We start from the raw sequence: 25,796 nt of genomic DNA on the forward strand, positions 1-25,796 counted from the left end.
AGCCTATCCGCAGTGGCCGAATCCCTGTCGGCCCGCCCCGAACAAGTGGGCGTACGGGCCCGCCCCGCCGGTACGAGCGCGGCGGGCCCGCTCCCCAAACTCCTTCAGGTTTCAGGCCGTCAGGGGACGTCAGGAGGATCGAGGGGGTCAGGCGTCCTCGGCGGGCGCCTTCGCCGTGGCGGTCTTCTTCGCCGTCGTCTTGGCGGCAGCGGCGGTCGCCTTCGCCGCCGTCTTCTTGGCGGTGGTCTTCTTGGCCGCCGCCTTCTTGGCCGTGGTCGTCTTCTTCGCCGCGGCCTTCTTCGCCGGAGCCTTCTTGGCCGCCTTCTTCGCGGTCTTCTTGGCCGGGCCCTTGGCGCGCTTCTCCGCCAGCAGCTCGAACCCGCGCTCCGGCGTGATCGTCTCGACGTCGTCGTCCCGCCGCAGGGTCGCGTTGGTCTCGCCGTCCGTGACGTACGCGCCGAAGCGGCCGTCCTTCACGACGACGGGGCGCTCGCTGACCGGGTCGGTGCCCAGCTCCTTCAGCGGCGGCTTGGCCGCCGCACGCCCGCGCTGCTTGGGCTGCGCGTAGATCGCCAGCGCCTCGTCGAGCGTGATCGTGAAGAGCTGCTCCTCGCTCTCCAGCGACCGCGAGTCCGTGCCCTTCTTCAGGTACGGGCCGTAGCGGCCGTTCTGGGCGGTGATCTCGGTGCCCGACTCGGGGTCGGCGCCGACGACGCGCGGCAGCGACATCAGCCGGAGCGCGTCCTCCAGCGTCACCGTTTCGAGGGACATGGCCTTGAAGAGCGAGGCGGTACGCGGCTTGACGGCGTTCTTGCCGGTCTTCGGCGTGCCCTCGGGCAGGACCTCGGTGACGTACGGACCGTAGCGGCCGTCCTTGGCCACGATGGCGCGGCCCGTCTCCGGGTCGGTGCCCAGCAGGCGCTCGCCGCTGGGCTTGGCGAGCAGCTCCTTGGCCAGCTCGACGGTCAGCTCGTCAGGCGGCAGGTCGTCCGGCACATCGGCGCGCTGCCCGGGCTCGCCCTCGGTCTCCGACGCCTTCTCGACGTACGGGCCGTACCGCCCGACGCGCAGCACGATGCCGTCGCCGACGGGAAAGGAGGACACCTCGCGGGCGTCGATCGCGCCCAGGTCGGTGACCAGTTCCTTCAGACCGCCGAGGTGGTCGCCGTCGCCGTTCCCGGCCTCGGCGGCCGCGCCCGCGCCCGCCTCGTCCGAGCCGAAGTAGAAGCGGCGCAGCCACGGCACGGCCTGGGCCTCGCCGCGCGCGATGCGGTCGAGGTCGTCCTCCATCTTGGCCGTGAAGTCGTAGTCGACGAGCCGCCCGAAGTGCTTCTCGAGCAGGCCGACGACGGCGAAGGAGAGGAAGGAGGGCACGAGGGCGGTGCCCCTCTTGAAGACGTAGCCGCGGTCGAGGATGGTGCCGATGATCGACGCGTACGTCGACGGGCGGCCGATCTCCCGCTCCTCCAGCTCCTTCACGAGGCTGGCCTCGGTGTAGCGGGCCGGGGGCTTGGTGGCGTGGCCGTCGGCGGTGATCTCCTCGGACGTCAGCGGGTCGCCCTCGCCGACCTGCGGCAGGCGGCGCTCGCGGTCGTCGAGCTCGGCGTTCGGGTCGTCCGCGCCCTCCACGTAGGCCTTCATGAAGCCGTGGAAGGTGATGATCTTGCCGGAGGCGGAGAACTCGGCGTCCCTGCCGTCACTGGAGCGGCCGCCGACCTTCACGGTCACGGACTGGCCGACCGCGTCCTTCATCTGGGAGGCGACGGTCCGCTTCCAGATCAGCTCGTAGAGCCGGAACTGGTCGCCGGTCAGGCCCGTTTCGGCCGGGGTGCGGAAACGATCGCCCGAGGGCCGGATCGCCTCGTGCGCCTCCTGCGCGTTCTTGACCTTGCCCGCGTAGATCCGCGGCTTGTCCGGCAGGTAGTCCGCGCCGTAGAGCTGGGTGACCTGCGCGCGGGCCGCCGCCACCGCCGTGTCCGACAGCGTGGTGGAGTCCGTACGCATATAGGTGATGAAGCCGTTCTCGTACAGCTTCTGCGCGATCTGCATCGTCGCCTTCGCGCCGAAGCCGAGCTTGCGCGACGCCTCCTGCTGGAGGGTGGTCGTACGGAACGGGGCGTAGGGCGAGCGGCGGTACGGCTTGGACTCGACCGAGCGCACCGAGAAGGCGGTGTCCTGCAGCGCGTCGGCGAGGGCCCGGGCGGTTGCCTCGTCCAGGTGCAGAACCTGGGAGCCGTCCTTCAGCCGGCCGTTCGGGCCGAAGTCGCGGCCCTGCGCGACGCGGCGGCCGTCGACGGTGGTCAGCCGGGCGGAGAAGGTGCCGGGGTCGGTCGCGTCGCCGGTGCGGCCGGTGGCGAAGGTGCCGGTCAGGTCCCAGTACTCGGCGGAGCGGAAGGCGATGCGCTCGCGCTCCCGCTCGACGACGAGCCGGGTCGCCACGGACTGGACGCGGCCGGCCGACAGCCGCGGCATGACCTTCTTCCACAGCACGGGCGAGACCTCGTAGCCGTAGAGCCGGTCGAGGATGCGGCGGGTTTCCTGGGCGTCGACGAGGCGCTGGTTGAGGTCGCGCGGGTTGTTCACGGCCTCCTGGATCGCGGCCTTGGTGATCTCGTGGAAGACCATCCGGCGGACCGGGACCTTGGGCTTGAGGACCTCCTGCAGATGCCAGGCGATGGCCTCGCCCTCGCGGTCCTCATCAGTGGCGAGGTAGAGCTCGTCGGACTCCGCCAGCAGCTCCTTGAGCTTGCTGACCTGGCTCTTCTTGTCGGCGTTGACGACGTAGATCGGCTGGAAGTCCTGATCCACATTGACGCCCAGGCGCGCCCAGGATTCGCCCTTGTACTTGGCGGGGACCTCGGCGGCGCCGTTGGGCAGGTCGCGGATGTGCCCGACGCTGGCCTCGACGACATAGCCCGGGCCGAGATAGCCCTTGATCGTCTTCGCCTTGGCGGGCGACTCGACGATGACGAGTCGGCGGCCGCCTGCTGCGGTATCGCTGGTCGGGGACAACTTCGCTCTTCTCTCCGGTCGACGCCTGGGTGGTCTCGGGGCACTGCGCTGACGATGCGGAGTGTGACGGTACCTCCCGGCCCCGTGTCAAACGGGAAAAGCCCGCAACGCCACTCGAACGGTAACCCGACAAGCGTCCCGTCTGCCGCCCGGACGGGCAGGCGGGACCCGTGCACTACGGACACAGTGCGCGAACAAACGTACGACAGTGCAGCTCGGAGGGGTGAAATCAGGCCAAGCCGAAGCACCAGATGCCGAGGGCCAGCGAGGCAAGACCGAAGAAAGCCGCGAGGGCGGCGGATGCGACAGGGCTCACGCCGTGGGCCACCGGCGCGCGCAACCTGGCGCGCGCCCCAGTCCACAGCAGCAGCCCGGTTCCGAACAGGGTGAATGCCGTTCCGGCGAACACCGCGGGTCCGCTCTCCATGGCTCACGCCCTCCCTCGTGCCGCGAGACTGCCGTGTGACCGCTGGAGGATGGCACGCACAGGCGGCGTACGAACGAACCGCGGGTGAACGCGGGGCATCCTCGAGTCTCCCGCCGGTCGGCGTCCGGGCGCTCATACGGCCGTGCCTGCGGCCCCTCATCCGGCCCTTCCTGCGGCCGTGCCTGCGGCCCCTCATCCGGCCGCGGTGGGCTCCGGGACCGGCTCCAGGAAGCCCTGTTCGACCAGCAGCCGGATCGACGCGGGCGTACGGTCACGCAGCTGGACCGGGTCCTCGCCGAGGAGCTGGGCGATGGCGTCGAGGATGCGGCCCGCGGCCAGCGTTCCGTCGCACACGCCCGCGAAGCCCGCGCCGACCGTGTCCACCTGCGTCGCCCGCCGCATCCCCCGGTTCTGCCGGAGCACCACATGCTCCGGGTCCTCCGCGCCCGGCAGTCCGACCTGCTCCTGCAGCACCTCGTCGGCCAGCCGGAAGCGGGCGGCGAGCAGCGCGGCGTCATCCGTCCCGCGCAGGAAGTCCTGCCGCTCGAAGTGGGCCTGTACGGAGGTGCCGAGCGGCTGCTCGACCGGGTGCGGCCACTCCTCGGCGACCACGGACGGGCGGTCGGCGCCCGACTTGCGGAGCGTGATCCAGCCGAATCCGACGGCCCTGGTCTTACGGGCCTCGAACTCATCCAGCCAGGCGTCGTAGCGGGCCGCGTACTCGGCCGGATCACCCCGGTGGTCGCCCGCGTCCCGCAGCCACAGCTCCGCGTACTGCGTCACGTCCTGCACCTCGCGCTGCACGATCCACGCGTCGCAGCCGGCCGGGACCCAGGACGCCAGCCGCTCCCGCCAGTCCTCGCCCTCGATGTGCTGCCAATTGGCGAGGAGCTGGAGGTATCCGCCGTCGGTGAGGTGGCCCGCCGCCTTCTGGACGAGCGTCCGGCACAGGTCGTCGCCGCCCATCCCGCCGTCCCGGTATGTGAGACGCGGTCCTGGGGAGATGACGAACGGCGGATTGGAGACGATCAGGTCGAACGCCTCGTCCTCGCCGACCGGCTCGAACAGGGAGCCCTCGCGCAGGTCGGCCTGGGGCGCGCCGGACAGGGCGAGGGTGAGCCTCGCGAAGCCCAGGGCGCGGGGATTGACGTCGGTGGCGGTGACCTGGGTGGCGTGCTGGGCGGCGTGCAGCGCCTGGATGCCGGAGCCGGTTCCGAGGTCGAGCGCCCGGGCCACGGGCGTACGGATCGTGATGCCGGCCAGTGTCGTGGACGCGCCGCCGACGCCCAGCACGAGCTGCGAACGGTCCACCCCAGTCACACCCGTCACTTCGGTCACACCCGCCACGATGCCGCCTGCGCCGCCGACCGCGCAGCCGAGGTCGGAGACGATCCACCAGTCCTGGCCCTCGGGACCGCTGTAGGGGCGCACGTCCACGCTCGCCCGTACCTCCTCGCCCTGCTGCACCAGCCATCCGTCGGCCATGCAGTCCTCCACCGGCAGCGCCGCCCGCGCCTGCGCGTACGGGACCGCGGCCTGCAGCAGGAACAACCGGACCAGGGTCTCGAGCGGCGAATCGCCCCGGGTCGCGCGCAGCGCGGGGACGGTCTCGCTGCGGGCGAGCGCGGCGTAGGCGGGCGCGCCGAGCAGGTCGAGCAGCCCGTCGGCGGTGAAGGCGGCGGCGTGCAGCGCGTCGCGCAGCCGGGAGGTGCGGCCGGCGTCGGGCGTGGGGAGGCTCTGCGTACTCACCGGATCATTGTCGGGCCTTGCGGACCGGGTGCGGGTACGCCGGGCCGGGGCACGGGTTCGCCGGGCCCGGGCACGGGTTCGCCGGGCCGGAGGCGGGCCGTGGCCGCCGGGAGCCGGTCAGCTCTTGGTGGGCGTGGCGGCGCCGGGCCGCTGGCAGCCGGGCTGCTTGCTCATCGCCGCGCCGATCTCGCCGGACTGCAGCTTCTTGATCGCGTCGTCGCCGACCTTGTTGACCTTGTCGAGGTCCTCCGCGACGCCCTTGAGGCCCTCCGCGAACTTGGCCTGATCCTTGGTGTCCAGCCGATCGACGGACTTCTTCAGCTCCGCGTACGCCTTGGACGTGGCGTCGAGCTCCTTGACCGCGTCCGTCTGGATCTTCTCGCCGCCGTCGACCGGCGGGACGCCCGCGTTCTCCACGGAGTCGGACATTGCGGCATACGCCCCGGAGATCTGCTGGAACGCGGCCGAATCCGCCTTCTTGATGTCCGCTGGCTTGCCGTCCGCCGCCGTGGAGGTGATCGACTTGTTGGCGTCGGTGATCTTCTTCAGCTGCGGCTGGACCTCGTCGCAGACCTTCTTGGCGTAGTCGTTGACCTCGTTGTCGTCATCGCCGCAGCCCGACAGCGCCATCAGCAATGCCGCGCCACCCGACAGTGCGGTCACGAGCTTCTTGTTCACCGAATCGGTCCCTTCCGTGGCCTACGGCCCCGGAACATACACGGCGGGGCGGGAGGTACGCCCCAGGCGCACCGCCCGCCCCGCCCGCCGAACGGCCCCGGGGCCGCCCGTAAAACAGCCGGAAAACCCCAGCTCAGCTAGGAGACCACCGCTGGATCACCAGCCGGATCGCTGGCCTCGTTCTCGGCCCTCCCGGAGTTGCCTTCGTCACTCATGGCGATGCCGCGCCGCTTCGAGACGTAGACCGCGCCGATGACGATCGCGATGGCGATCAAGGCCACGACGACCCGGACACCGACGCTGGCGTCGTCTCCGTACGAGAACGTCACCACCGCCGGAGCGATCAGCAGCGCCACCAGGTTCATCACCTTGAGGAGCGGGTTGATCGCAGGGCCCGCGGTGTCCTTGAACGGGTCGCCGACGGTGTCGCCGATGACGGTCGCCGCGTGCGCCTCGCTGCCCTTGCCGCCGTGGTGGCCGTCCTCGACCAGCTTCTTCGCGTTGTCCCAGGCGCCGCCCGAGTTGGCGAGGAAGACGGCCATCAGGACGCCGGTGCCGATCGCGCCCGCGAGGAAGGAGCCGAGGGCGCCGACGCCGAAGACGAAGCCGACGGCGATCGGGGACATGACGGCGAGCAGACCGGGGGTGGCGAGCTCGCGCTGCGCGTCCTTGGTGCAGATGTCCACGACGCGGCCGTACTCCGGCTTCTCGGAGTAGTCCATGATCCCGGGGTGCTCGCGGAACTGCCGCCGGACCTCGTAGACGACCGAACCGGCCGACCGCGACACGGCGTTGATCGCCAGCCCCGAGAAGAGGAAGACGACCGAGGCACCGAGGATGAGGCCGACGAGGTTGTTGGGCTGCGAGATGTCCAGGCTCAGGCCCAGCTCCCCGGCCTTGGCGTCCACGTCCGCGACCGCCGTGGCGATCGCGTCGCGGTACGAGCCGAACAGCGCGGCCGCGGCGAGGACGGCCGTGGCGATGGCGATGCCCTTGGTGATCGCCTTGGTGGTGTTGCCGACCGCGTCGAGGTCGGTGAGCACCTGCGCGCCCGAGCCCTTGACGTCGCCGGACATCTCGGCGATGCCCTGCGCGTTGTCGGAGACCGGGCCGAAGGTGTCCATCGCGACGATGACGCCGACGGTGGTCAGCAGACCGGTGCCGGCCAGCGCGACCGCGAACAGCGCCAGCATGATCGAGGTGCCGCCGAGCAGGAACGCGCCGTACACGCTGAGCCCGATCAGCACCGCCGAGTAGACGGCCGACTCCAGTCCGACGGAGATGCCGGACAGGATGACGGTCGCGGCCCCGGTCAGCGAGGTCTTGCCGATGTCCCGTACGGGACGCCGGGTCGTCTCGGTGAAGTAGCCCGTGAGCTGCTGGATCAGCGCGGCGAGAACGATGCCGATGGCGACCGCGACGAGCGCGAGCATCCGCGGGTCGCCGCTGTGCCCGGCGATGGCCGAGTCGGTGACCCCCTCCAGCTCCGCGTAGGAGGAGGGGAGGTAGATGAAGACGGCCGCGGCCACCAGCGCCAGGGAGATCACCGCGGAGATGAAGAAGCCGCGGTTGATCGCCGTCATGCCGCTGCGGTCGGCGCGCCGCGGGGCGACCGCGAAGATGCCGATCATCGCGGTGACCACGCCGATCGCCGGAACGAGGAGCGGGAAGGCCAGGCCGGAGTCGCCGAAGGCGACCTTGCCGAGGATCAGCGCGGCGACGAGGGTCACGGCGTACGACTCGAACAGGTCGGCCGCCATGCCGGCGCAGTCGCCAACGTTGTCGCCCACGTTGTCCGCGATGGTCGCGGCGTTGCGCGGGTCGTCCTCGGGAATGCCCTGCTCGACCTTGCCGACCAGGTCGGCGCCGACGTCCGCGGCCTTGGTGAAGATGCCGCCGCCGACACGCATGAACATCGCGATCAGCGCCGCGCCGAGACCGAATCCCTCGAGCACCTTGGGCGCGTCTGCGGCGTAGACGAGTACGACGCAGGAGGCGCCCAGGAGGCCGAGGCCCACGGTGAACATGCCGACGACGCCGCCCGTGCGGAAAGCGATCTTCATGGCTTTGTGGGAGACCTCGGTGAGGTCCTTGGCCGGCTCGCCCTCGGCTGGTGTCGCTTCGCGGGCGGCCGCGGCGACGCGCACATTGCTGCGCACCGCCAGCCACATACCGATGTAGCCGGTCGCTGCGGAGAATGCCGCGCCGATCAGGAAGAACGCGGATCGCCCTGCGCGCTGCGTCCAGTCGTCCGCCGGAAGCAGCATGAGCAGGAAGAACACCGCAACGGCGAAGATGCCGAGGGTGCGCAGCTGCCGGGCCAGATAGGCGTTGGCGCCCTCCTGCACGGCGGCGGCGATCTTTTTCATGCTGTCGGTACCCTCGCCTGCCGCGAGCACCTGGCGTACCAGCACCACGGCGACGGCGATCGCCGCGACCGCTACCACCGCGATGACCAGCACGATCGCGCGATTCTCACTGGTCAGTACGGCGGCTGCGAGCGATGAGGGGTGGTCCTGCTGAAGAGGGGTGAAGGGCCCCGCCATTCGTCCTCCTTGACGTTTGGCACATGGGCGCGCGCAGCCAGTCCTTGCGACTTCTTGTGACAAGAACAGCCGCCACGCTCAGGCGTCCTGAGCTCAAGATGTGGACGGATTGTAGGTAGCAGGACTAGATCAAAACAGTGCGCGAGGGCGGGAATTCGCCTGGACCGGTGAAGAGACCAGCGAAGATCAAATAAGCGCTCCCAGGGAATTCGCCCGGATGAAGGATGCTGATCAATTCGCTGACGCCATTGGAATGATCTACGGAATGGCCGACGGAAAGATCTCGGGCCGTACGAAACGCCTGCTCAGCACGGGTGCGCGGACCATCGCCGCGGGTGGGGCGGGGTGTGCCGAGCTGGGCGAGGCGGCCGGAAAAGAGTCGAGACGTCGCGGCCGGGCAGGGCGGCCGGAACAGGGTGGAGCGTCGCGGCCGAGCATGGGACGGCCGGGGATGGGCCCGGCGGCCAGGGGTGGTCGGGCTAGGGGAGCACCGAGGCCGGGGTCGTCGGCCAGCTCATGCGAATGAGGCCGCCGGTCTCCCCGGCGGTCACCTCGACATCGTCGACGAGCCCGCTGATGACCGCGAGGCCCATTTCGTCCTCCTCCTCGGCGGTGGGCTCCTCCGCGGGTGGTGGCTCCCCGCCCGCGCGGGCAGCGGGCACCGGGCCCGAGGCGTTGGCATGTGGCGCCTCGTCGCCGACCTCGATGGAGAACTTCTTCTCGTCCTCGATCAGGGAGACCTTGACCGGCGCCGAGACACCGCTGCTCTGGTGCAGGCTCACGGCCCGGGTGCAGGCCTCGCCGACGGCCAGCCGCACCTCGTCCAGCACGGCCTCGTCGACTCCGGCCCTGCGCGCCACCGCGGCCGCCACCAGACGCGCGGTTCTGACGTGCTCGGGCAGAGCGCTGAACAGCAGCTCAACGGTGGCCATGCCATCCCCCTCGATCGTGCGGGCGTACATCTCGGGGGCCCGGGCAGAGCCCGGAGCCCCCCGGTGACTTCCGTGCGGTGACGTCGTCAGTCGGTTGCGGCGACGGCGTCATCGACCGAGGTGTGAATCGGGAACACCTTGGTCAGACCGGTGATACGGAAGATCTTGAGAATGCGCTCCTGGTTGCAGACCAGACGGAGCGAGCCCTCATGGGCACGCACCCTCTTCAGTCCGCCGACCAGCACGCCGAGCCCGGTGGAGTCGAGGAAGTCGACGCCCTCCATGTCAACGACGAGGTGGTAGCTACCGTCGTTGACAAGCTCGACCAGCTGCTCGCGCAGCTTGGGCGCGGTGTATACATCAATCTCGCCACCGACCTCGACGACCGTGCGGTCGCCAACGGTCCGGGTCGACAGGGACAGGTCCACGGATCCTCCAGCACCTTGCATCGAGCGGTCGCCCCCCATGGATCGGCAGCCGCGATGGCATTCAATCACTTACCAGCAGGCGTGCACGACGCCTTCAGCCCATTGTCGGTCACTCCGGTGACAGACTCGGTGCCGATGGCCAACAATCAACTCCCGCACGGCGCGGGCGTCCGCCCCTCCCCCCGCTCGGTCCTGGACCGGCTCGCCGCTGGGGCCGATCGGGCTGTACGCATCACTCATACGGAGCACTTGCCCCCACGCGCGGGCCGTCATGCGGACTGGCCGACGGAGATCCGCAAGGAAGTCACCGACGCCATCGGGCGGGCCGGAATCGAGCGTCCGTGGGTGCACCAGGCGCTTACGGTCGAACACGCCCTGCGCGGCGCATCGGTCGTGGTCGCCACGGGCACCGCCTCCGGCAAGTCCCTCGCCTATGTCACGCCGGTCCTCAGCACCCTCCTCGACGGCTCCGAGGCGCCCAACGGGCGGGGCACGACGGCCCTCTATCTCGCGCCGACGAAGGCGCTCGCCGCCGACCAGCGGCGCGCCGTCGCCGAGCTGGCCGCACCGCTGGGCATCGGCGTACGGCCCGCGGTATACGACGGCGACACCCCCGTTGAGGAGCGCGAGTGGGTGCGCCAGTACGCGAACTACGTGCTCAGCAACCCCGACATGCTCCACCGGGGCATCCTCCCGGCCCACTCCCGCTGGTCCACCTTCCTGCGCGCCCTGCGCTACGTGGTGATCGACGAGTGCCACACCTACCGCGGGGTCTTCGGATCGCACGTGGCCCAGGTGCTGCGGCGGCTGCGCCGGGTCTGCGCCCGCTACGGATCCGAGCCGGTCTTCCTCCTCGCCTCCGCCACCTCCGCGGACCCGGCCGAGGCCGCGAGCCGGCTCACCGGCCTCCCGGTCGCCGAGATCACCGACGACGCATCGCCCCGCGGCGAGCTGGTCTTCGCCCTCTGGGAGCCGCCGCTGACCCAGCTCCACGGCGAGCAGGGCGCCCCCGTCCGGCGCACCGCCACGGCGGAGACCGCGGACCTGCTCACCGACCTGGCCGTCCAAGGGGTCCGCTCGGTCGCGTTCATCCGCTCGCGGCGCGGCGCGGAGCTGATCGCCCTGATCGCCCAGGAGCGGCTGGCCGCCGTCGACCGTTCGCTGCCCGGGCGGGTCGCGGCCTACCGCGGCGGCTACCTCCCCGCCGAGCGCCGTGCCCTCGAGCGCGCCCTGCACTCCGGCGAGCTGCTCGGCCTGGCCGCCACCACGGCCCTGGAGCTGGGCGTGGACGTCTCCGGCCTCGACGCCGTACTCCTCGCCGGATACCCGGGCACCCGCGCCTCCCTGTGGCAGCAGGCGGGCCGGGCGGGCCGCGCGGGGCAGGGGGCGCTCGCCGTGCTGGTGGCCCGCGACGACCCGCTGGACACCTACCTGGTTCACCACCCCGAGGCGCTGTTCCGCCGACCGGTGGAATCCACCGTTCTCGATCCCGACAACCCGTACGTCCTCGCCCCCCATCTGTGCGCGGCCGCCGCCGAACTCCCGCTCACGGAGGCCGATCTCGAACTCTTCGGGCCGGCCGCCCCCGGCCTGATACCGCAGCTCGAACAGCGCAAGCTGCTGCGCCGCCGCACTGCCGCCGGAGCCACGGCCTGGCACTGGCCGCGCCGCGAGCGGGCTGCCGACCTCACCGACATCCGCGGCGCGGGCGGCGCCCCGGTCCAGGTCGTCGAGGCGGCGACCGGCCGTCTGCTGGGCACCGTGGACGCAGCGGCCGCGCACTCGGCCGTCCACGACGGCGCGGTCCACCTCCACCAGGGCCGCAGCTACCTGGTCAAGCACCTCGATCTCGAGGACTCGGTGGCCCTGGTCGAGGAGGCGAACCCGCCGTACTCCACCACCGCCCGCGACACCACGGCGATCTCCATCCTGGAGACCACCACCGAGATCCCGTGGGGCCACTCGCGCCTGTGCTTCGGCTCGGTCGAGGTCACCAATCAGGTCGTCTCGTTCCTCCGCCGGAAACTGATCACCGGCGAGGTCCTGGGCGAGTCGAAGCTGGACCTGCCGCCCCGGACGCTGCGCACCCGCGCGGTGTGGTGGACGGTCACCGAGGACCAGCTCGGCACCGCTCGCGTCGCCCCGGAGCAGCTGGGCGGCGCGCTGCACGCCGCCGAGCACGCCTCCATCGGGATCCTGCCGCTGTTCGCCACCTGCGACCGCTGGGACATCGGCGGGGTGTCGGTCCCGCTGCACCCGGACACCCTGCTGCCCACGGTCTTCGTGTACGACGGCCACCCCGGCGGGGCGGGCTTCGCCGAACGCGCCTTCCACACCGCGCAGCGCTGGCTGCGGGCGACCCACGAGGCCATCGACTCCTGCGAGTGCGAGTCCGGCTGCCCCTCCTGCATCCAGTCCCCGAAGTGCGGCAACGGCAACGACCCGCTGAACAAGCGCGCCGCCGTGCGGCTGCTCACCACACTCCTCGCGGGCGCGCCTGAGGAGGCCGCCGACGCCCGGAACGCCGGGGATGCTGCGGACTCCGGGGAGGCGAGCCTTCCATGACCTCCGCGAGACCGGTTCGGCCGGAGTACTAGTCGCGGCCCTGCCCTACGGCGCTGGGTGGCGGGCGGAGGTGAGCGCGCCCGGGACTCCGGGTCACGCGGATTTCGCCGACCCGGCGGGCCGTGGCTCGGGCGCGGGTCAGGCCCGGCGCGGGTGGCAGCAGGGCCCGCCCGCGAACGAACCCGCGAACTGAAGGGACCCGAGCGCACCTCGGCCGTGAGGTCGGCGATCTCGCCGGTCACCGCGCAGCGCACCACCCGCGCACTCTGCGCGGCCGCCACCCGCCGTGCCGTGGCGCAGGCCGTCGACTGCCCTTCAAGCGCGTGGTCAGCTGCGGCCAGTGCCGCCAAGTCGGCAGCTGCCCCCGCGCGGTGACGGACCACCACCACCTGGCCGAGGCTCAGAACGGCGGCGAACACCGCGCAGAGCGCGGTCGCCAGCACGGCTGTCCACACCGTGGCCGACCCCCGGTCGGCAGGTCGCTTGATACGGCCACTCCCGGCTCCCCCGACTGCCCGGGCTCTCCCGACTGCCCCGGCTCCTTCGACTGCCCCGGCTCTCCGGGTTGTACGGGTTGTCCGGGCTCTCCGGTCTCTTCCGCTTCCCCCAGTTCTCCTTGCTCGCTCGTGCGCTGGAGCCGGACAGGGGCGCGTCGAGGGCATGCCCGTGGCGGTGAGGCGTCTCAGGCGGCTCATGCGTCGCATGTGTGTCATCGGGCCGCCCACGCGGCGTCGTCGGTCACTGCCGCATCCTCAGCCAGCGCCGCGGCTTCGGCGCGCAGCCGGACCGACAAGGGCCCTGGGCCGACCGTGGGTGCCTCGACCCGAACCCGCACCAGGTCTCCCTCGCGCTGAAGGGCGACTTCGGCCCCACGTGGCGCGGCCGACCGGGCGGCGGCCAGCGCCGCCGCCCGCGGTTCGGACCGTGCCACCGCGCGGGCCCCGGCCCTCGCCGCGTCCACGCACTGGATCTGCGCGGCGGCGGCCATCAGCCCCCAGAGCAGCACCACGGCGAACAGCGCCAGGGTCGGCATCACCAAGGCCGCCTCAGCCGTCACGTAACCCCTGTCGGAACGGTCCCGGCACCGGTTCCGGCACCGGCGGCCCGAACGGCCGGAACACCAGCCAGAGGACCGGTCGGAAGACCCTTCAGAACTGCGCATCGAGGGCCCTCCCGATCACCGACTCGAGCGCCGCGGACACCGTCCCGCTCGTCACCACCTTGTAGAGAACAGCGGCGAAGCCACATGCCGCGACCGTCCCCACCGCGTACTCGGCCGTGGTCATTCCTGCCTCCCGCCGCGCTCCGCACACTGCCCGCAACCGAGCACAGACCTTCGCGAACATTCCGACCCCCTCGTTGTTTCGTTCCTTCGCGGTGCGTCCTATCCCGCCCTATCCGCGGAATTCGCCCGTCTCGGCACTTCGCAGTCGGGGCTCCCACTCGGTCAGCCACCGCTCAGCAGCCCGCTTGCCAGCCCGATCAGTACGGGCGCGACGCCGATCGTCAGAAAGGCGGGGAGGAAGCACAGGCCCAGCGGCGCGGTGGCCAGCACCCCGGCCCGCCGTGCCGCAGCCGTGGCCGCGCGCGCCTGCGCGGCCCGGCAGTCCGCCGCCAGGCGGGTCACGGGCTCCACCGCGGGCACGCCCGCCGCCATGGCACGATCCAGACAGCGCGACAACCCGTCCGCACCCGGAAGGGCCCCCAACCGGCCCCAGGCGGCTGCCGGTTCGCCCCCGAGCCGTAGCTCCGCGGCGGCCTGTGCCAGCCGGTCGCCAACCGGACCGCCCAGCGAACTCCCCACCGCCGCGGCCGCTTCGCGCGGCCCGGCTCCTGCCGCGAGACAAGCGGCCAGCAGATCGGCGGCCAGCGGTAGTTGGCGGTGCGCCGCGTCCTCGGTATCCGCGCCCGCGGCCGGTCTCGGGCGCCGGTGCCACCACGTCCGTATGCCGTACGCCGCGGCGAGCCCCACGGCGCACCCCGGCACTCCGCCGACGAGCACGAAGCCGGTGAGTCCCGCGGCCAACGGGGGCCACCCGTCCCGCAGCGCGGCACCACGGCTCCACCTGGCGAACCGGTCGGCCAGCCCCGCCCACATACCGGGCCGCGCGCGGGGCGCCCCCAGCAGCAGAAGAGCCAGCCGCCGGCGGGTCGACCGCTCCCGCCGGACCCCGCACATCGCCGCTGCCAGGCATCCCGCCGCCACGACAGCGAACACCACCGCCCCCAGCCTGTGGACAACCTCGCCGCTCATGCGGCCCCCGCTCCGCGCCCGACGGCCGCGGACCGCACGATGCGCGATGTCCAGGCCAGCCCAGCGCATTCGAGCAGGACGCCCACCGCCAGGCAGGCCCAGCCGGCCGGTGTGTGCAGCAGCACTCGCAGCGGCTCGGCACCCAGCGCGCTGCCCATCAGCAGCCCGAAGACCGGTAGCAGGGCGAGCAGGGCCGCCGTGGATCTCGTACCGGCCAGCTGTGCGTACAGGTCCTCGTCCCGATCCCGCTCCGCCCTGAGCGCCGCGGCCACCCGCTCCAGACCGGTCGCCAGGCCTGCTCCGCCGTCCGCCGCGACCTGCCAGCAGGCCGCGACTCCGAGCAGTCCCTCCGCGCCCGGCTGCCGCGCCGCCCTGCGCAACGCACCCGGTACGTCCCCGCCGAACCGGGCCGCCGCCAGCACCGAGGCCTCGGCCTCACCGAGGGAGCCCACGGCAGCCGTGCGCAGCGCCTCGTTCGGCTGCCGCCCGGCCCGCAACTCGCCCGCTACGGTGGCGCAAAGATCGATCACCCGCGCCGCGGTGCGTTCTCGCGCCCGACGGCGCTCGCGCCGACGCAGCCACCGCCGCGCCACGGGCAGCGCGGCCACTGCCCCGAGCAGCGGAAGCACGGACTCGCCGAGCAGCGCGACAACTCCCCCGGCCGGCAGGCACCAGAGCTCCGGCCCGAACCCTCCGCCAAGTCGCGCCCGCCACCACTCGCGGAGCGCCGCGGACGCCTTCCGCCACAAAGAAGCCCACGGATCGGGGAGTCCGCCCCTCTCCGGTTCCGCCCCACCACCGCCCGCGAAGAGCAGGCGTGCCCTGTGCAGTTCTCTGTCCCGCCCGGTCAGCATCCAGAGCGCCAGACCGGCGCACAGCGCAGCCGCGCACGCGGGGCCGGTGTCGACCCCCAATCCTCCTGCCGTCACAGCGCACCCCCGCCCCGCGTGCACAAGTGCTCCAGCCGCGCCCAGCCCCGCTCCCGCCGGAAGCCGTCAGGGCCCCACACCGCTGCCGGGACCGTCGTGACGAACCCTGCGCCGTCGCGCTCCAGTACGTGCACCTCGGCGATACGGCGCTGCCCGGCCCGGTCCCGTACGAGATGCAGCACCACGGCCAGCGCGGCCGCCAGCTGGCTGTGCAGCGCCGCCCGGTCGAGACCCGCGGTCGAGCCGAGGGCCTCGAGCCGGGCGGGTACGTCCCCGGCGGCGTTCGCGTGCACGGTCCCGCAGCCGCCCTCATGGCCGGTGTTGAGCGCCATGAGCAGGTCCAGCACCTCCGGTCCCCGGACCTCGCCGACCACCAGCCGGTCGGGCCGCATCCGGAGCGCCTGCCGCACCAAGTCCCGCAGGTTGACGCGCCCGGTGCCCTCCTGGTTCGCGGGCCGTGCCTCAAGCCGCACCACATGAGGGTGGTCGGGCCTCAACTCCGCGGAGTCCTCGGCCAGGACGAGCCGCTCCTCCGGGCCCACCAGGCTGAGCAGAGTACTGAGCAACGTAGTTTTCCCTGACCCCGTACCGCCGCTGATGAGGAACGACAGCCGGGCCTCCAGCAGCGCCCTGAGCAGCCGCTCCCCGCCCGGCGGCACCGTGCCGGCGGCGACGAGCTCCGCAAGGCCGAAGGCCCTCGGCCGCACAACCCGCAGGGACAGGCAGGCCGAGCCGACGGCCACCGGAGGCAGTACGGCATGCAGCCGCGTCCCGTCCGGCAGCCGGGCGTCCACCCACGGCCGGGCATCGTCAAGCCGCCGCCCGGCAACGGCCGCGAGGCGCTGTGCGAGCCTGCGCACGGCCGCCGCGTCGGGGAAGCGCACCTCCGTGCGCTCCAGGCCGAGACCGCGGTCCACCCACACCTGATCCGGTCCTGTCACCAGCACGTCGGTGACATCGGGCGCGGCGAGCAGCGGCTCCAGCGGGCCGCTGCCGACGAGCTCCGATCTCAGTCGCGCCACGACGCCCAGCACTTCCGCATCGCCCAGCAGCCGCCCCTGCTCACGCAGCACGGCCGCCACCCGCGCCGGTGTCGGCTCGGCCCCGGTCTCCGCGAGCCGCAGCCGCACCGCCTCCACCAGCGGCGCCGGAAGGGCGCCCCCCACAGGGCTCGTCGCGCTCATCCCGTCACGCCCCCCTTGCCACCCCAGGCATCGTCGGTGGAGCCGGTCCCCATGGCTTCACCCGATGGACCACGGCCCGAGGGAGAGACCCCACCGCCGCCCGCCAGGGCCTGTTCCCAGAACGCCGAGCAGAACCGGGCGAGTGGACCCCGCGCACTGCTCCCGGGCGGGGCTCCGCCTTCGAGGGCGCCCATCAGCCCCGGCTCCGGCGGGAGTTCACCCGCCAGCGGCAGGCCCAGCAGCCGCGCGATCTCCTCGTCGTCGAGCCCGGCGCCGCACGGGCCCCGCACCACCACCCGCAGGTCCCGCAGCACCATGGCCGCCGACGCCGCCACCCGGTGCGCCGCCGCGACGGCCCGCAGCTCCGCAGGCACCACCAGCAGCCCGGCATCCAGTTGCGCGAGGGCCTCGGCGGCCGCGTCGTCCACGCGCCGCGGCAGATCGACCACCACCACTCCGCCGCGCCGGCGGGCGGCGGACAGCACCGAGCGCATCGCCTCCGGCGGGATGACGACCGAGTCGCCCCTGTCCCAGCTCAGCACCCGCAGGGAGTGCAGCTCGGGCAGCGACTCCTCCAGCGCCCCGCCACCGACCCGGCCGCGCGACTGGGCGAATGCGGGCCACCTCAGCCCGTCCGCGCCCTCCCCGCCCAGCAGCACATCGAGCCCGCCACCGAGCGGATCACCGTCGATGAGCATCGTGCGCTGCCCCGCGCGGGCCGCGGTCACGGCCAGCGCGCAGGCCAGGGTGCTCGCCCCGGCCCCGCCGCGGCCGCCGATCACCCCCACTGTCAGCGCCTGCCGCCCGACGCCTTCCGCCGCGTCCGCGATCCGGTCCACCAGCCACGACTCGGCATCGGGCAGGAACAGGACGTGGTCGGCGCCGATGTCCACAGCCTGCCGCCACACCGCGTGATCGTCGAGGTCCCGCCCGACGAGCAGCACTCCCGTTCTGCGCGCGGCGCCGCGGAGTCGGTGCGCCGCGTCGTCCCCGACCAGGACGAGCGGCGCTCCCTCCCAGCTCCCCTTCCTCGCGGGCATCCCCGGCGAGACTTCCGGCTCGGCGCCGGCCGCCGCGCACAGTCTCAGCAGATCATCGAGCAGTCCCTCGTCCTCCGTGACGATCAGCGGTCGGCCCTGCTGTCCGCCCGCCGCAAGCAACCGATCGGATGTCATGGATCCGGCCACACTCCCCGCCCCCTCACACTTCGCACTCTCGCGTCCGCGGACATCCGCGAACGTCCGCGAACACCGCGGGGAATCACCGTGCAGCGATCCGGAAAATCGTGTGGATCTTCGTCAAAAACTGTGGACAACTCGCCAGTTGTGAATATCCCGCTCACCTATACCGGTGACATCCCCTCCGCAGCGCGACGATTACGCTCCGTCACTCGTCACTGGTACGGAGGGCCGGGGGCGCACAACGGCGCAGAGGGGGAGCGAGGCGAAGCAGTGGACGGCGAAAATGCGTCCGGACATGCGACGACCCCCGCCGGGGGGGAGAGCGGGGGTCGTCCCCACGGCCGACTCGGGGGGGGAGGAGTCGGACCGGGTTAGCACGGTCGCGAACGATCCGTGACTTCCATGGTGTACCCGAGAGCCTTCTCAGGCAAACCCACGCGCCCCAGCTTACGCCGAATGGCGGGCCCCTATGCTCGCCCTCGTGGAAAACCACTCCTTGCCGCGCACAGCCGCCTTCTTCGATCTCGACAAGACAGTGATTGCGAAGTCGAGCACGCTGACCTTCAGCAAGTCCTTCTACCAAGGCGGCCTGATCAACCGCAGAGCCGTACTGCGCACCGCCTATGCCCAGTTCGTCTATCTCGTCGGCGGTGCCGACCACGACCAGACGGAGCGGATGCGCCAGTACCTCTCCGCCCTGTGCCGCGGCTGGAACGTCCAGCAGGTCCGGGAGATAGTGGCCGAGACCCTGCACGAGCTGATCGACCCCATCATCCACGACGAGGCGGCCTCGCTCATCGAGGAGCACCACACGGCCGGCCGCGACGTGGTGATCGTCAGCACCTCGGGTGCCGAGGTCGTCGAGCCGATCGGCGAGCTGCTCGGCGCCGACCGCGTGGTGGCCACCCGCATGGTCGTGAAGGGCGGCCGCTTCACCGGCGAGATCTCGTACTACTGCTACGGGCCCACGAAGGCGGAGGCCATCGCCGAGCTGGCCGAAAGCGAGGGCTACGACCTGGCGCGCTGCTACGCGTACAGCGACTCGGTGACCGACATCCCCATGCTCGAGGCCGTCGGCAACCCGCACGCCGTCAACCCGGACAGGGGGCTGCGCCGCGAGGCGGTGGCCCGCGGCTGGCCGGTGCTCACCTTCGACCGTCCGGTCCGGCTGAAGCAGCGCGTACCGTCGCTGTCCATGCCGCCGCGCCCGGTGCTCGCGGCCGTCGCCGCGATCGGCGCGGCGGCCGCCACCGCGGGCCTGGTCTGGTACGCGAGCCGGCGCCGCGCCGCGTATGCCCGTATTTGAAGTCAAAAGTAAAGAACTGCAAGCAGGGCTTCCGCTTAATCATTCGCGGGAGTACAAAGAACGTAACGGCCCGCGAGACCAGGGATATCCGGGAGGATCTTCCCGATAACGCATCAAGGCCCCACGGACCGAAGCATGGAAGTCGGGCACCCACGCGACGCCGACCCGTCGAATACGGGCCAGCCGCACCAGGTGACGGGCAAAAGTTCCCGGCCTGATGGGCGAATATCGAGCACGCACTGGTAACCGGACGGACATGCCAGCGGCGGTACCAATTGGTACCGCCGCAACCCTGTTCAGGGACCGGGAATCAGACCGCGCCTCAGGGCACCGGAGTCAGGCCGCGCCCCAGGGGACCAGCGGTCAGGCCGCGCCGCGCTGCAGCGCCTCGCACACCGCCGTGCTCTCCCTGACCCCCAGCCCCACCGCCCGCCCGCAGTGAGCGATCCACGCCGCCATCCCCTCCGGCGTCCCGGAGGCGTACGCCTCCAGCGCCTGCGCGTACGCCTCGCGCCCCAGCTCCGCGTGCCCCACCTCCGCCGGGCAGACCGACTTCGGGTCCAGCCCGCTGCCGACCAGGACGATCCGCTCCGCGGTCCGCGCCACGAGACCGTTGCACGACCCGAAGGGCCGCAGCGCCAGCAGCTCGCCGTGCACCACCGCGGCCGTCACCAGCGCAGGCGCCGCGGTCCCCGCCAGCAGCAGTCCGGCCAGGCCGTCCAGCCGGCCCGCCACCTCGTCCGCGTCCGGGAGCGGCAGCTCGACGAGCGGCTCCGAGACCGCTTCGCCCGCCTGCCGCGGCCGTCCCACCGTCTCGTCCGGCGCCGCGCCGCCCGCCGCCACCAAGTGCAGCCGGGCGAGCGCCCGCAGCGGGGACTGCCGCCACACGCCGAGTAGCTGGCCTGCCTCGGCGGTGAGCCGCAGCGCCGCGCCGACCGTCCTCGGCTCGCCCTCACCCCCGAAGTCGGTGCGCCGCCGCACCTCTTCCAGGGCCCAGTCGGCGCCGGCCAGCGCCGCCGAGGCGCGTGCCCCGCGCAGCGCGGCCTCCGAAGTGATCTCGTTGCTGCGGCGGCGCATCACCCGATGGCCGTAGACCCGGTCCACGGCCTTGCGCACGGAGTCCACGGAGTCGGCGACACCCGGGAGATCGGCCAGAGCGGCCAGCGGATCGGCATTCGTACCCATGGGCAGGAGCCTACGCACCCACCGCGCACACCCCTCGAAGGAGTGGTCTTCTTCACGGAGATCACTTCGGGCGAGGGCTGGGCGCCGTAGTCTAGGTGAACATGAAGATCGCTTTCGTAGGGAAGGGCGGCAGCGGCAAGACGACGCTGTCCTCGCTGTTCATCCGCCAGCTCGCCGCGACCCGTATCCCGGTCATCGCCGTGGACGCCGATATCAACCAGCACCTGGGCCCCGCCCTCGGCCTCGACGAGGCGGACGCTGCGGATCTCCCCGCCATGGGCGCCCGGCTGCCGTTGATCAAGGACTATCTGCGCGGCACGAATCCGCGGATCGCGTCCGCCGAGACCATGATCAAGACGACGCCGCCTGGCGAGGGTTCACGGCTGCTGCGGATCCGCGAGGACAATCCGGTCTACGCCGCCTGCGCCCGGCCGCTGGAGCTCGAGGGCGGCACGGACGTACGCCTGATGGTGACCGGCCCCTTCACCGAATCCGATCTCGGCGTCGCCTGCTACCACTCCAAGGTCGGAGCGGTCGAACTGTGCCTGAACCACCTGGTCGACGGCCGCGACGAGTACGTCGTCGTCGACATGACGGCGGGCTCCGACTCCTTCGCCTCCGGAATGTTCACCCGCTTCGACGCGACCTTCCTGGTCGCCGAGCCCACCCGCAAGGGCGTTGCCGTCTACCGCCAGTACAAGGAGTACGCGCGCGACTTCGGCGTAATCCTGCATGTGGTCGGCAACAAGGTGCAGGGGCCCGACGACGTGGCCTTCCTGCGCGAGGAGGTGGGCGACGACCTGCTCGTCACCTTCGGCCACTCCGACTGGGTGCGGGCCATGGAGAAGGGCCGCCCGCCGCGCTTCGAAACACTCGAGCCCGCCAACCTCGGTGCGCTGCGGACCCTGTACGAGGCGGCCGACGCGTCGTACGAGCTGCGGGACTGGGTGCGCTACACCCGCCAGATGGTCCACTTCCACCTGAAGAACGCGGAGAGCTGGGGCAACGCGAGGACGGGCGCCGACCTGGCGGCCCAGGTCGACCCCGCGTTCACCATGGACGAAGGCCTGGCCACGGCGCAGGGCCCGGGGGCCGCTTCCGCTCCCCTGCCCGCTTGACCGAGGCCCCTTCGGCCGATGACCGGGCCCTGACGGGGGGTTTGTCGCCGGATGAACGAGCCTTGCTCCACGGCAGGGCCCCGTCCGACAACTCGTCGACCGATGGCCCCTCGACCGACGACCTCTCGACCGACGACTCCTCGGCCGGCCGTCCCGGGCCCGCGGGCGCCGCGGGCCGGGCGCCCAGGAAGGCCGCCCAGCCCTCTTCGGGCTTCTCGCCGACCTCGAGGCTGCGCAGCCTCTCCAGCACCTCCGGGTCCTGCGCGTCCAGCCAATCCGCGAGCTGCTTGAAGGTCACGCAGCGCACGCCCTCCCTGCGGCACACGGCCTTGATGGTGTCTTCGACGGCGCGCATGTACGTTCCACCGTTCCAGGACTCGAAGTGGTTGCCGATGAAGAACGGGGCCCGGTTGCCGTTGTAGGCCCGGTCGAAGGCGGCCAGGAGCCCGTCGCGCATCTGCTTCCCCCAGAGTTTGTGCCGCGACGGGTCGCCCCTCACCGTTCCCGACTGGTTGGCCAGGAAGTTGTAGTCCATCGACAGCGTCTCGAAGGTGCGCCCGGCCAGGGGGACTTCCTGGAGCGGGAAGTCCCAGATCCCGTCGATCTTGTCCGGCCAGACCTGGCGCCCGCCGGACGAGCTGGCGTCATAGCGGAAGCCCATCGCCTTGGCCGCGGGAATCAGGTTCTTCTGGCCCTCCAGGCAGGGTGCGCGGCCGCCGACCAGCTCCTTGCTGTAGTCGAAGGGCAGCGGCGTCGTGTTCTTCAGGCCGGAGTTCGTCCGCCAGCGCTTGACGAACCACTCGGCCTGCTCGATCTCGCTCTTCCACTCCGCAGGGGACCAGGTGCCGACACCCCCGTTGGGGCCGCAGAAGTGGCCGTTGAAGTGGGTGCCGATCTCGTTGCCCTCCAGCCAGGCGAGGCGGACCTGCTCCAGGGTGGCGCGGATGCCCTTGATGTCGTTGAAGCCGATGTCCGAGGCACCGCGCGCGTGCTTGGGCGGTTCGTAGAGCCGCCGTTTCTCGTGCGGCAGGACGTAGACGCCGCTGAGGAAGTACGTCATGCGCGCGTCGTACTCGTTGCCGATCGCGCGGAAGCGCGAGAAGAGCTTCTGGCTGTCCTCGCCCGCGCCGTCCCAGGAGAAGACCACGAACTGCGGCGGCCGTTCGCCCGGTCTCAGTCTTTCGACAGCGGGCTGGAGGGGCTGGCGTCCGGTGTCGGCCGTCGATCCGTCGCCGATCAGCCGGACCCTGGCGGCGGTGGGTCCCTTGGGGATGGAGAAACGTTTCTGCTCCTCGTCCGGGTCCCGCTTCGTCACGACACCGCTGGAGCAACCGCTGACCGCCAGGGCCATCGCCGACGTGGCGACACCCAGGAGCACTTTCCTCGGGGCTGCCATAGCACCGCTCTCCCTCGTGCGCGCGAACACCACCGCGACACACCGTGGCATGACCGGGACGGAGGATTTGTACGACAGGCTGACGGCCACACATCTTCACTCGAATGACGTAACTGGCAGGGCTTTTGCCCCGAATGAGCCCCACCTGTCTTTACCTTGCGTTACGATTCTTTTACCGAGAGTTGAGGATTGTCATCCCGCCGCTGTACGCCGTGACCCACGGCCGCATGATCGCGACCGCGCCGCCCCGGAGGAGACGGGAACCATGTCTGCCTGCTCGCCCACACACCTCGACCGCCCCTCTCGCTCGTACCGTTTCGCCCGCGCGAAACGGACCACCCGCATCCCACAGGACCCCAGCCCGCCGTGCCCGATCCCGTCGCCGGACACCCTTCCCGGCCGCCCCGGCGGCAGATTCCCGGTCCACCCCGCCGACCTCTCCGCCTCGGTCACCGTCTTTCTCATCGCGCTCCCGCTCTCCCTCGGTATCGCCCTGGCCACCGGCGCACCGCTCCAGGCAGGGCTGGTCGCCGCGGCCGTCGGCGGCATCGTCGCGGGGACCCTGGGCGGCGCGCCGCTTCAGGTCAGCGGACCTGCTGCCGGTCTCACCGTGATCACCGCTGACCTGATCCAGATCTACGGCTGGCGCACCACGTGCGCTCTCACCGTCGTCGCCGGGCTCACCCAACTCGCCCTGGGATGCGTACGGGTGGCCCGGTCCGCGCTGGCCGTAAGCCCCGCGATCGTGCACGGGATGCTGGCCGGCATCGGCGTCACCATCGCGCTGGCACAGCTCCATGTCGTCCTCGGCGGCAGCCCCCAGAGCTCCGCGGTCGCCAACGCCCTGGCCCTCCCAGGGCAGTTGGCGGCTCCGCATCTGGCGGCGCTGACGGTCAGCGTGCTCACCGTCTCGGTGCTCCTGCTGTGGCCGCGGCTCCCCGGGGCGTGGGGCCGTGCGCTCCGCAAAGCCCCGGCCGCGCTGGCGGCGGTGGCCCTCGCGACGGCGTGCACGGTCCTGGCCGGCCTGCACCTGCCGCGCGTGGATCTGCCGTCCTGGCGCAGTCACGCGCTGCCCGAGCTGCCGCACGGACCGGCGCTCGGGCTGCTCGCCGCCGTCCTCACCATCACTTTGGTGGCGAGCGTGGAGTCGCTGCTGTCCGCCGTCGCGGTCGACAAGCTGGCGGCAGCCCGGCGGGGAGAGCCGGAGCAGCGCGTTCCGCGCGCCAACCTGGACCGGGAGCTGCGCGGCCAGGGGGCGGCCAATGTCGTGTCAGGGCTGCTGGGCGGGCTGCCGGTCACGGGTGTGGCCGTGCGCAGCGCGGCGAATGTCGCGGCCGGGGCGGTCAGCCGCGGTTCCGCGGTGCTGCATGGCGTATGGGTATTGCTGGCCGCCGGGCTGCTCGTCGGGGTGCTGGAGCTGATTCCGCTGGCCGTGCTCGCCGCGCTGGTGATGGTGGTGGGCGTGCAGATGGTGAATCTGACGCATATCCGCAGCGTCCAGCGGCACCGCGAAGTCCTGGTGTACGCGGCGACGCTGGCGGCTGTCGTGCTGCTCGGAGTCCTCGAGGGCGTGGCGGTCGGAATCGCCGTCGCCGTGTCGGTCGCGCTGCACCGGCTGGCCCACACCCGTATCACGGTCGAGGAGGAGCCGGACGGCACTCACCGGGTGCTGGTGCGCGGCCAGTTGACGTTTCTCGCGGTGCCCCGGCTGAGCCGGGCGCTGGGTCAGGTGCCGGACAAGGCCCCCGCGCGCGTGGAGCTGGACGGCTCGTTCATGGACCACGCGGCGTACGAGACGCTGCAGAGCTGGCAGGACGCACATATCGCGCACGGCGGGACCGTCGGCGTCACGGGCCGGGACGGGCGGCGGATCGCCGAGCCCGCGTCGGCGTCCGTCCACAGCTGCCGCCCCTGGACGCCCTGGCGCAACCACGCCTGCACCCGGCCGGGCCCCCAAGCCGTGCCCTGGGCCGGGGGGAACCACCAACTCGCCAGCGGACTCAGCGCGTTCCAGCGGAACACCGCGCCACTGGTCCGGGAAGAGCTCGCCCGCCTCGCCCGCGAGGGCCAGCGCCCCTCCCACCTGTTCCTGACCTGCGCGGACTCCCGGCTGGTCACCAGCATGATCACCTCCAGCGGTCCCGGCGACCTCTTCACCGTGCGGAATGTGGGCAACCTGGTACCTCCGCCGGAAAAGGCACGTACAGGGGAAGACGCGGGCTCCGGAACGGGCGACGACTCGGTGGCCGCCGCGATCGAGTTCGCCGTCGACGTCCTGAAAGTCAGCAGCATCACGGTGTGCGGGCACTCCGGCTGCGGTGCCATGCAGGCGATGCTGGGCGCCGTACCCGACGAGCGAAGAACATCGCTGGGGCGCTGGCTGCGGCACGGCCTGCCCAGCCTCGAGCGGATGGCCGGCAGGCAGGGGATGCACCGTCCCCGGATCGTCGGCCGGGCGGCGGCCGATGCGGTCGAGGAGCTGTGTCTGGCCAATATCGTGCAGCAGTTGGAGCATCTGGCGGCCCATGACTCCGTGGCGCACCGGGTGGCCGAAGGCACACTGGAGCTGCACGGCATGTACTTCCATGTGGGGGAGGCCCAGGCCTATCTGCTCGACGAGAAGGCGGAGGCCTTCGCTCCGGTCGCCCCGACGGCGCAGGAGCAGCGCCCGGCATGAACAATAGGTCTAAACCAATTTCCCGGAAGACCTTGTCACGTGGCCAGCGGACTGATGAGCTATGGCCTGGGACAAAAGTCACCCTGGGAATGGGAGATGCCGTGAGCAACGAGAGCCTGGCCAACCTGCTCAAGGAGGAGCGTCGGTTCGCACCGCCCGCCGATCTGGCCGCCGCCGCCAACGTCACCGCGGAGGCATACCAACGGGCCGGAGCCGACCGGCTGGGCTT

At 71.8% G+C, this 25,796-nt stretch carries 19 protein-coding genes and 1 pseudogene; 4 read left to right on the plus strand and 16 right to left on the minus strand.

Annotated elements, in window-relative coordinates:
- Positions 1–147: 147 nt before the first annotated feature.
- The 7 genes from topA to bldG all read right to left on the minus strand — a co-directional run bounded on the left by topA (position 148) and on the right by bldG (position 9,772).
- The gene (gene topA, locus ACTWQC_RS24090) at positions 148–3,012 is read right to left on the minus strand and encodes a type I DNA topoisomerase (protein WP_443317872.1); all 2,865 of its coding nucleotides are present in this window, start codon (positions 3,010–3,012) and stop codon (positions 148–150) included.
- A gap of 229 nt (positions 3,013–3,241) precedes the next feature.
- Positions 3,242–3,439: a hypothetical protein gene (locus ACTWQC_RS24095; protein ID WP_443317873.1), complete on the minus strand. Its 198-nt coding sequence runs from the start codon at positions 3,437–3,439 to the stop codon at positions 3,242–3,244.
- A 192-nt stretch (positions 3,440–3,631) separates the two neighbouring features.
- Positions 3,632–5,188, minus strand: coding sequence for a DUF7059 domain-containing protein (locus ACTWQC_RS24100; RefSeq protein ID WP_443317874.1), 1,557 nt, complete (start codon positions 5,186–5,188; stop codon positions 3,632–3,634).
- Between the two features lie 117 nt (positions 5,189–5,305).
- Positions 5,306–5,866 (minus strand): small secreted protein, encoded by a 561-nt coding sequence (locus ACTWQC_RS24105; RefSeq protein WP_443317875.1) that lies wholly within the window; start codon positions 5,864–5,866, stop codon positions 5,306–5,308.
- 137 nt (positions 5,867–6,003) lie between these two features.
- Entirely contained in the window at positions 6,004–8,412 is a 2,409-nt protein-coding gene (locus tag ACTWQC_RS24110) for a sodium-translocating pyrophosphatase (RefSeq protein ID WP_443317876.1), read from the minus strand.
- 479 nt (positions 8,413–8,891) lie between these two features.
- Positions 8,892–9,344 carry an ATP-binding protein gene (locus tag ACTWQC_RS24115; protein WP_443317877.1) on the minus strand — a complete coding sequence of 151 codons (453 nt, stop codon included), beginning with the start codon at positions 9,342–9,344 and terminating at the stop codon, positions 8,892–8,894.
- A gap of 86 nt (positions 9,345–9,430) precedes the next feature.
- Positions 9,431–9,772, minus strand: a complete 342-nt coding sequence (gene bldG / locus ACTWQC_RS24120; RefSeq protein ID WP_055472740.1) for an anti-sigma factor antagonist BldG — start codon at positions 9,770–9,772, stop codon at positions 9,431–9,433.
- Between the two features lie 54 nt (positions 9,773–9,826).
- On the opposite strand from bldG, the gene ACTWQC_RS24125 reads away from it, so the two are divergent.
- Positions 9,827–12,337 (plus strand): DEAD/DEAH box helicase, encoded by a 2,511-nt coding sequence (locus ACTWQC_RS24125; RefSeq protein WP_443317878.1) that lies wholly within the window; start codon positions 9,827–9,829, stop codon positions 12,335–12,337.
- Positions 12,338–12,537: 200 nt separating this feature from the next.
- Here the strand turns inward: ACTWQC_RS24125 and ACTWQC_RS24130 are convergent.
- The 7 genes and pseudogenes from ACTWQC_RS24130 to ssd all read right to left on the minus strand — a co-directional run.
- Positions 12,538–13,050: pseudogene (locus tag ACTWQC_RS24130) on the minus strand (Rv3654c family TadE-like protein); the annotation flags it as partial.
- Positions 13,047–13,394, minus strand: a complete 348-nt coding sequence (locus tag ACTWQC_RS24135; protein WP_443317879.1) for a TadE family type IV pilus minor pilin — start codon at positions 13,392–13,394, stop codon at positions 13,047–13,049. The gene ACTWQC_RS24135 and the pseudogene ACTWQC_RS24130, both read right to left, overlap by 4 nt.
- A gap of 91 nt (positions 13,395–13,485) precedes the next feature.
- Positions 13,486–13,683, minus strand: coding sequence for a DUF4244 domain-containing protein (locus ACTWQC_RS24140; protein ID WP_443317880.1), 198 nt, complete (start codon positions 13,681–13,683; stop codon positions 13,486–13,488).
- A 101-nt stretch (positions 13,684–13,784) separates the two neighbouring features.
- Entirely contained in the window at positions 13,785–14,591 is an 807-nt protein-coding gene (locus tag ACTWQC_RS24145; protein WP_443317881.1) for a type II secretion system F family protein, read from the minus strand.
- On the minus strand, positions 14,588–15,505 hold the full coding sequence (locus ACTWQC_RS24150; protein WP_443317882.1) for a type II secretion system F family protein: 918 nt from the start codon (positions 15,503–15,505) through the stop codon (positions 14,588–14,590). Before ACTWQC_RS24150 ends, ACTWQC_RS24145 begins: the two co-directional genes overlap by 4 nt.
- An 11-nt stretch (positions 15,506–15,516) precedes the next feature.
- A complete protein-coding gene (locus ACTWQC_RS24155; RefSeq protein ID WP_443317883.1) occupies positions 15,517–16,704 on the minus strand; it encodes a TadA family conjugal transfer-associated ATPase in 1,188 nt (395 codons plus the stop codon).
- The gene (ssd, locus tag ACTWQC_RS24160; protein ID WP_443317884.1) at positions 16,701–17,879 is read right to left on the minus strand and encodes a septum site-determining protein Ssd; all 1,179 of its coding nucleotides are present in this window, start codon (positions 17,877–17,879) and stop codon (positions 16,701–16,703) included. The genes ACTWQC_RS24155 and ssd overlap by 4 nt, the downstream gene beginning before the upstream one ends.
- 475 nt (positions 17,880–18,354) lie before the next feature.
- On the opposite strand from ssd, the gene ACTWQC_RS24165 reads away from it, so the two are divergent.
- Complete coding sequence (locus ACTWQC_RS24165; RefSeq protein ID WP_443317885.1) at positions 18,355–19,191, plus strand: HAD family hydrolase; 837 nt, start codon at positions 18,355–18,357, stop codon at positions 19,189–19,191.
- A gap of 363 nt (positions 19,192–19,554) precedes the next feature.
- On the opposite strand, the gene ACTWQC_RS24170 is transcribed toward ACTWQC_RS24165, so the two are convergent.
- Positions 19,555–20,376 carry an oxidoreductase gene (locus ACTWQC_RS24170; RefSeq protein WP_443317886.1) on the minus strand — a complete coding sequence of 274 codons (822 nt, stop codon included), beginning with the start codon at positions 20,374–20,376 and terminating at the stop codon, positions 19,555–19,557.
- 101 nt (positions 20,377–20,477) lie between these two features.
- On the opposite strand from ACTWQC_RS24170, the gene ACTWQC_RS24175 reads away from it, so the two are divergent.
- Positions 20,478–21,494: a nucleotide-binding protein gene (locus tag ACTWQC_RS24175; protein ID WP_443317887.1), complete on the plus strand. Its 1,017-nt coding sequence runs from the start codon at positions 20,478–20,480 to the stop codon at positions 21,492–21,494.
- Here the strand turns inward: ACTWQC_RS24175 and ACTWQC_RS24180 are convergent.
- Positions 21,427–22,890: a hypothetical protein gene (locus tag ACTWQC_RS24180; RefSeq protein ID WP_443317888.1), complete on the minus strand. Its 1,464-nt coding sequence runs from the start codon at positions 22,888–22,890 to the stop codon at positions 21,427–21,429. The two genes, ACTWQC_RS24175 and ACTWQC_RS24180, sit on opposite strands and share 68 nt — an antisense overlap.
- 265 nt (positions 22,891–23,155) lie before the next feature.
- Between ACTWQC_RS24180 and ACTWQC_RS24185 the strand changes: the two genes are divergently transcribed.
- A complete protein-coding gene (locus ACTWQC_RS24185; RefSeq protein WP_443317889.1) occupies positions 23,156–25,567 on the plus strand; it encodes a SulP family inorganic anion transporter in 2,412 nt (803 codons plus the stop codon).
- Positions 25,568–25,796: the final 229 nt, after the last annotated feature.

Origin of the sequence: Streptomyces sp. 8N616 (genome assembly GCF_052246385.1) — a bacterium.
Classification (GTDB): domain Bacteria; phylum Actinomycetota; class Actinomycetes; order Streptomycetales; family Streptomycetaceae; genus Streptomyces.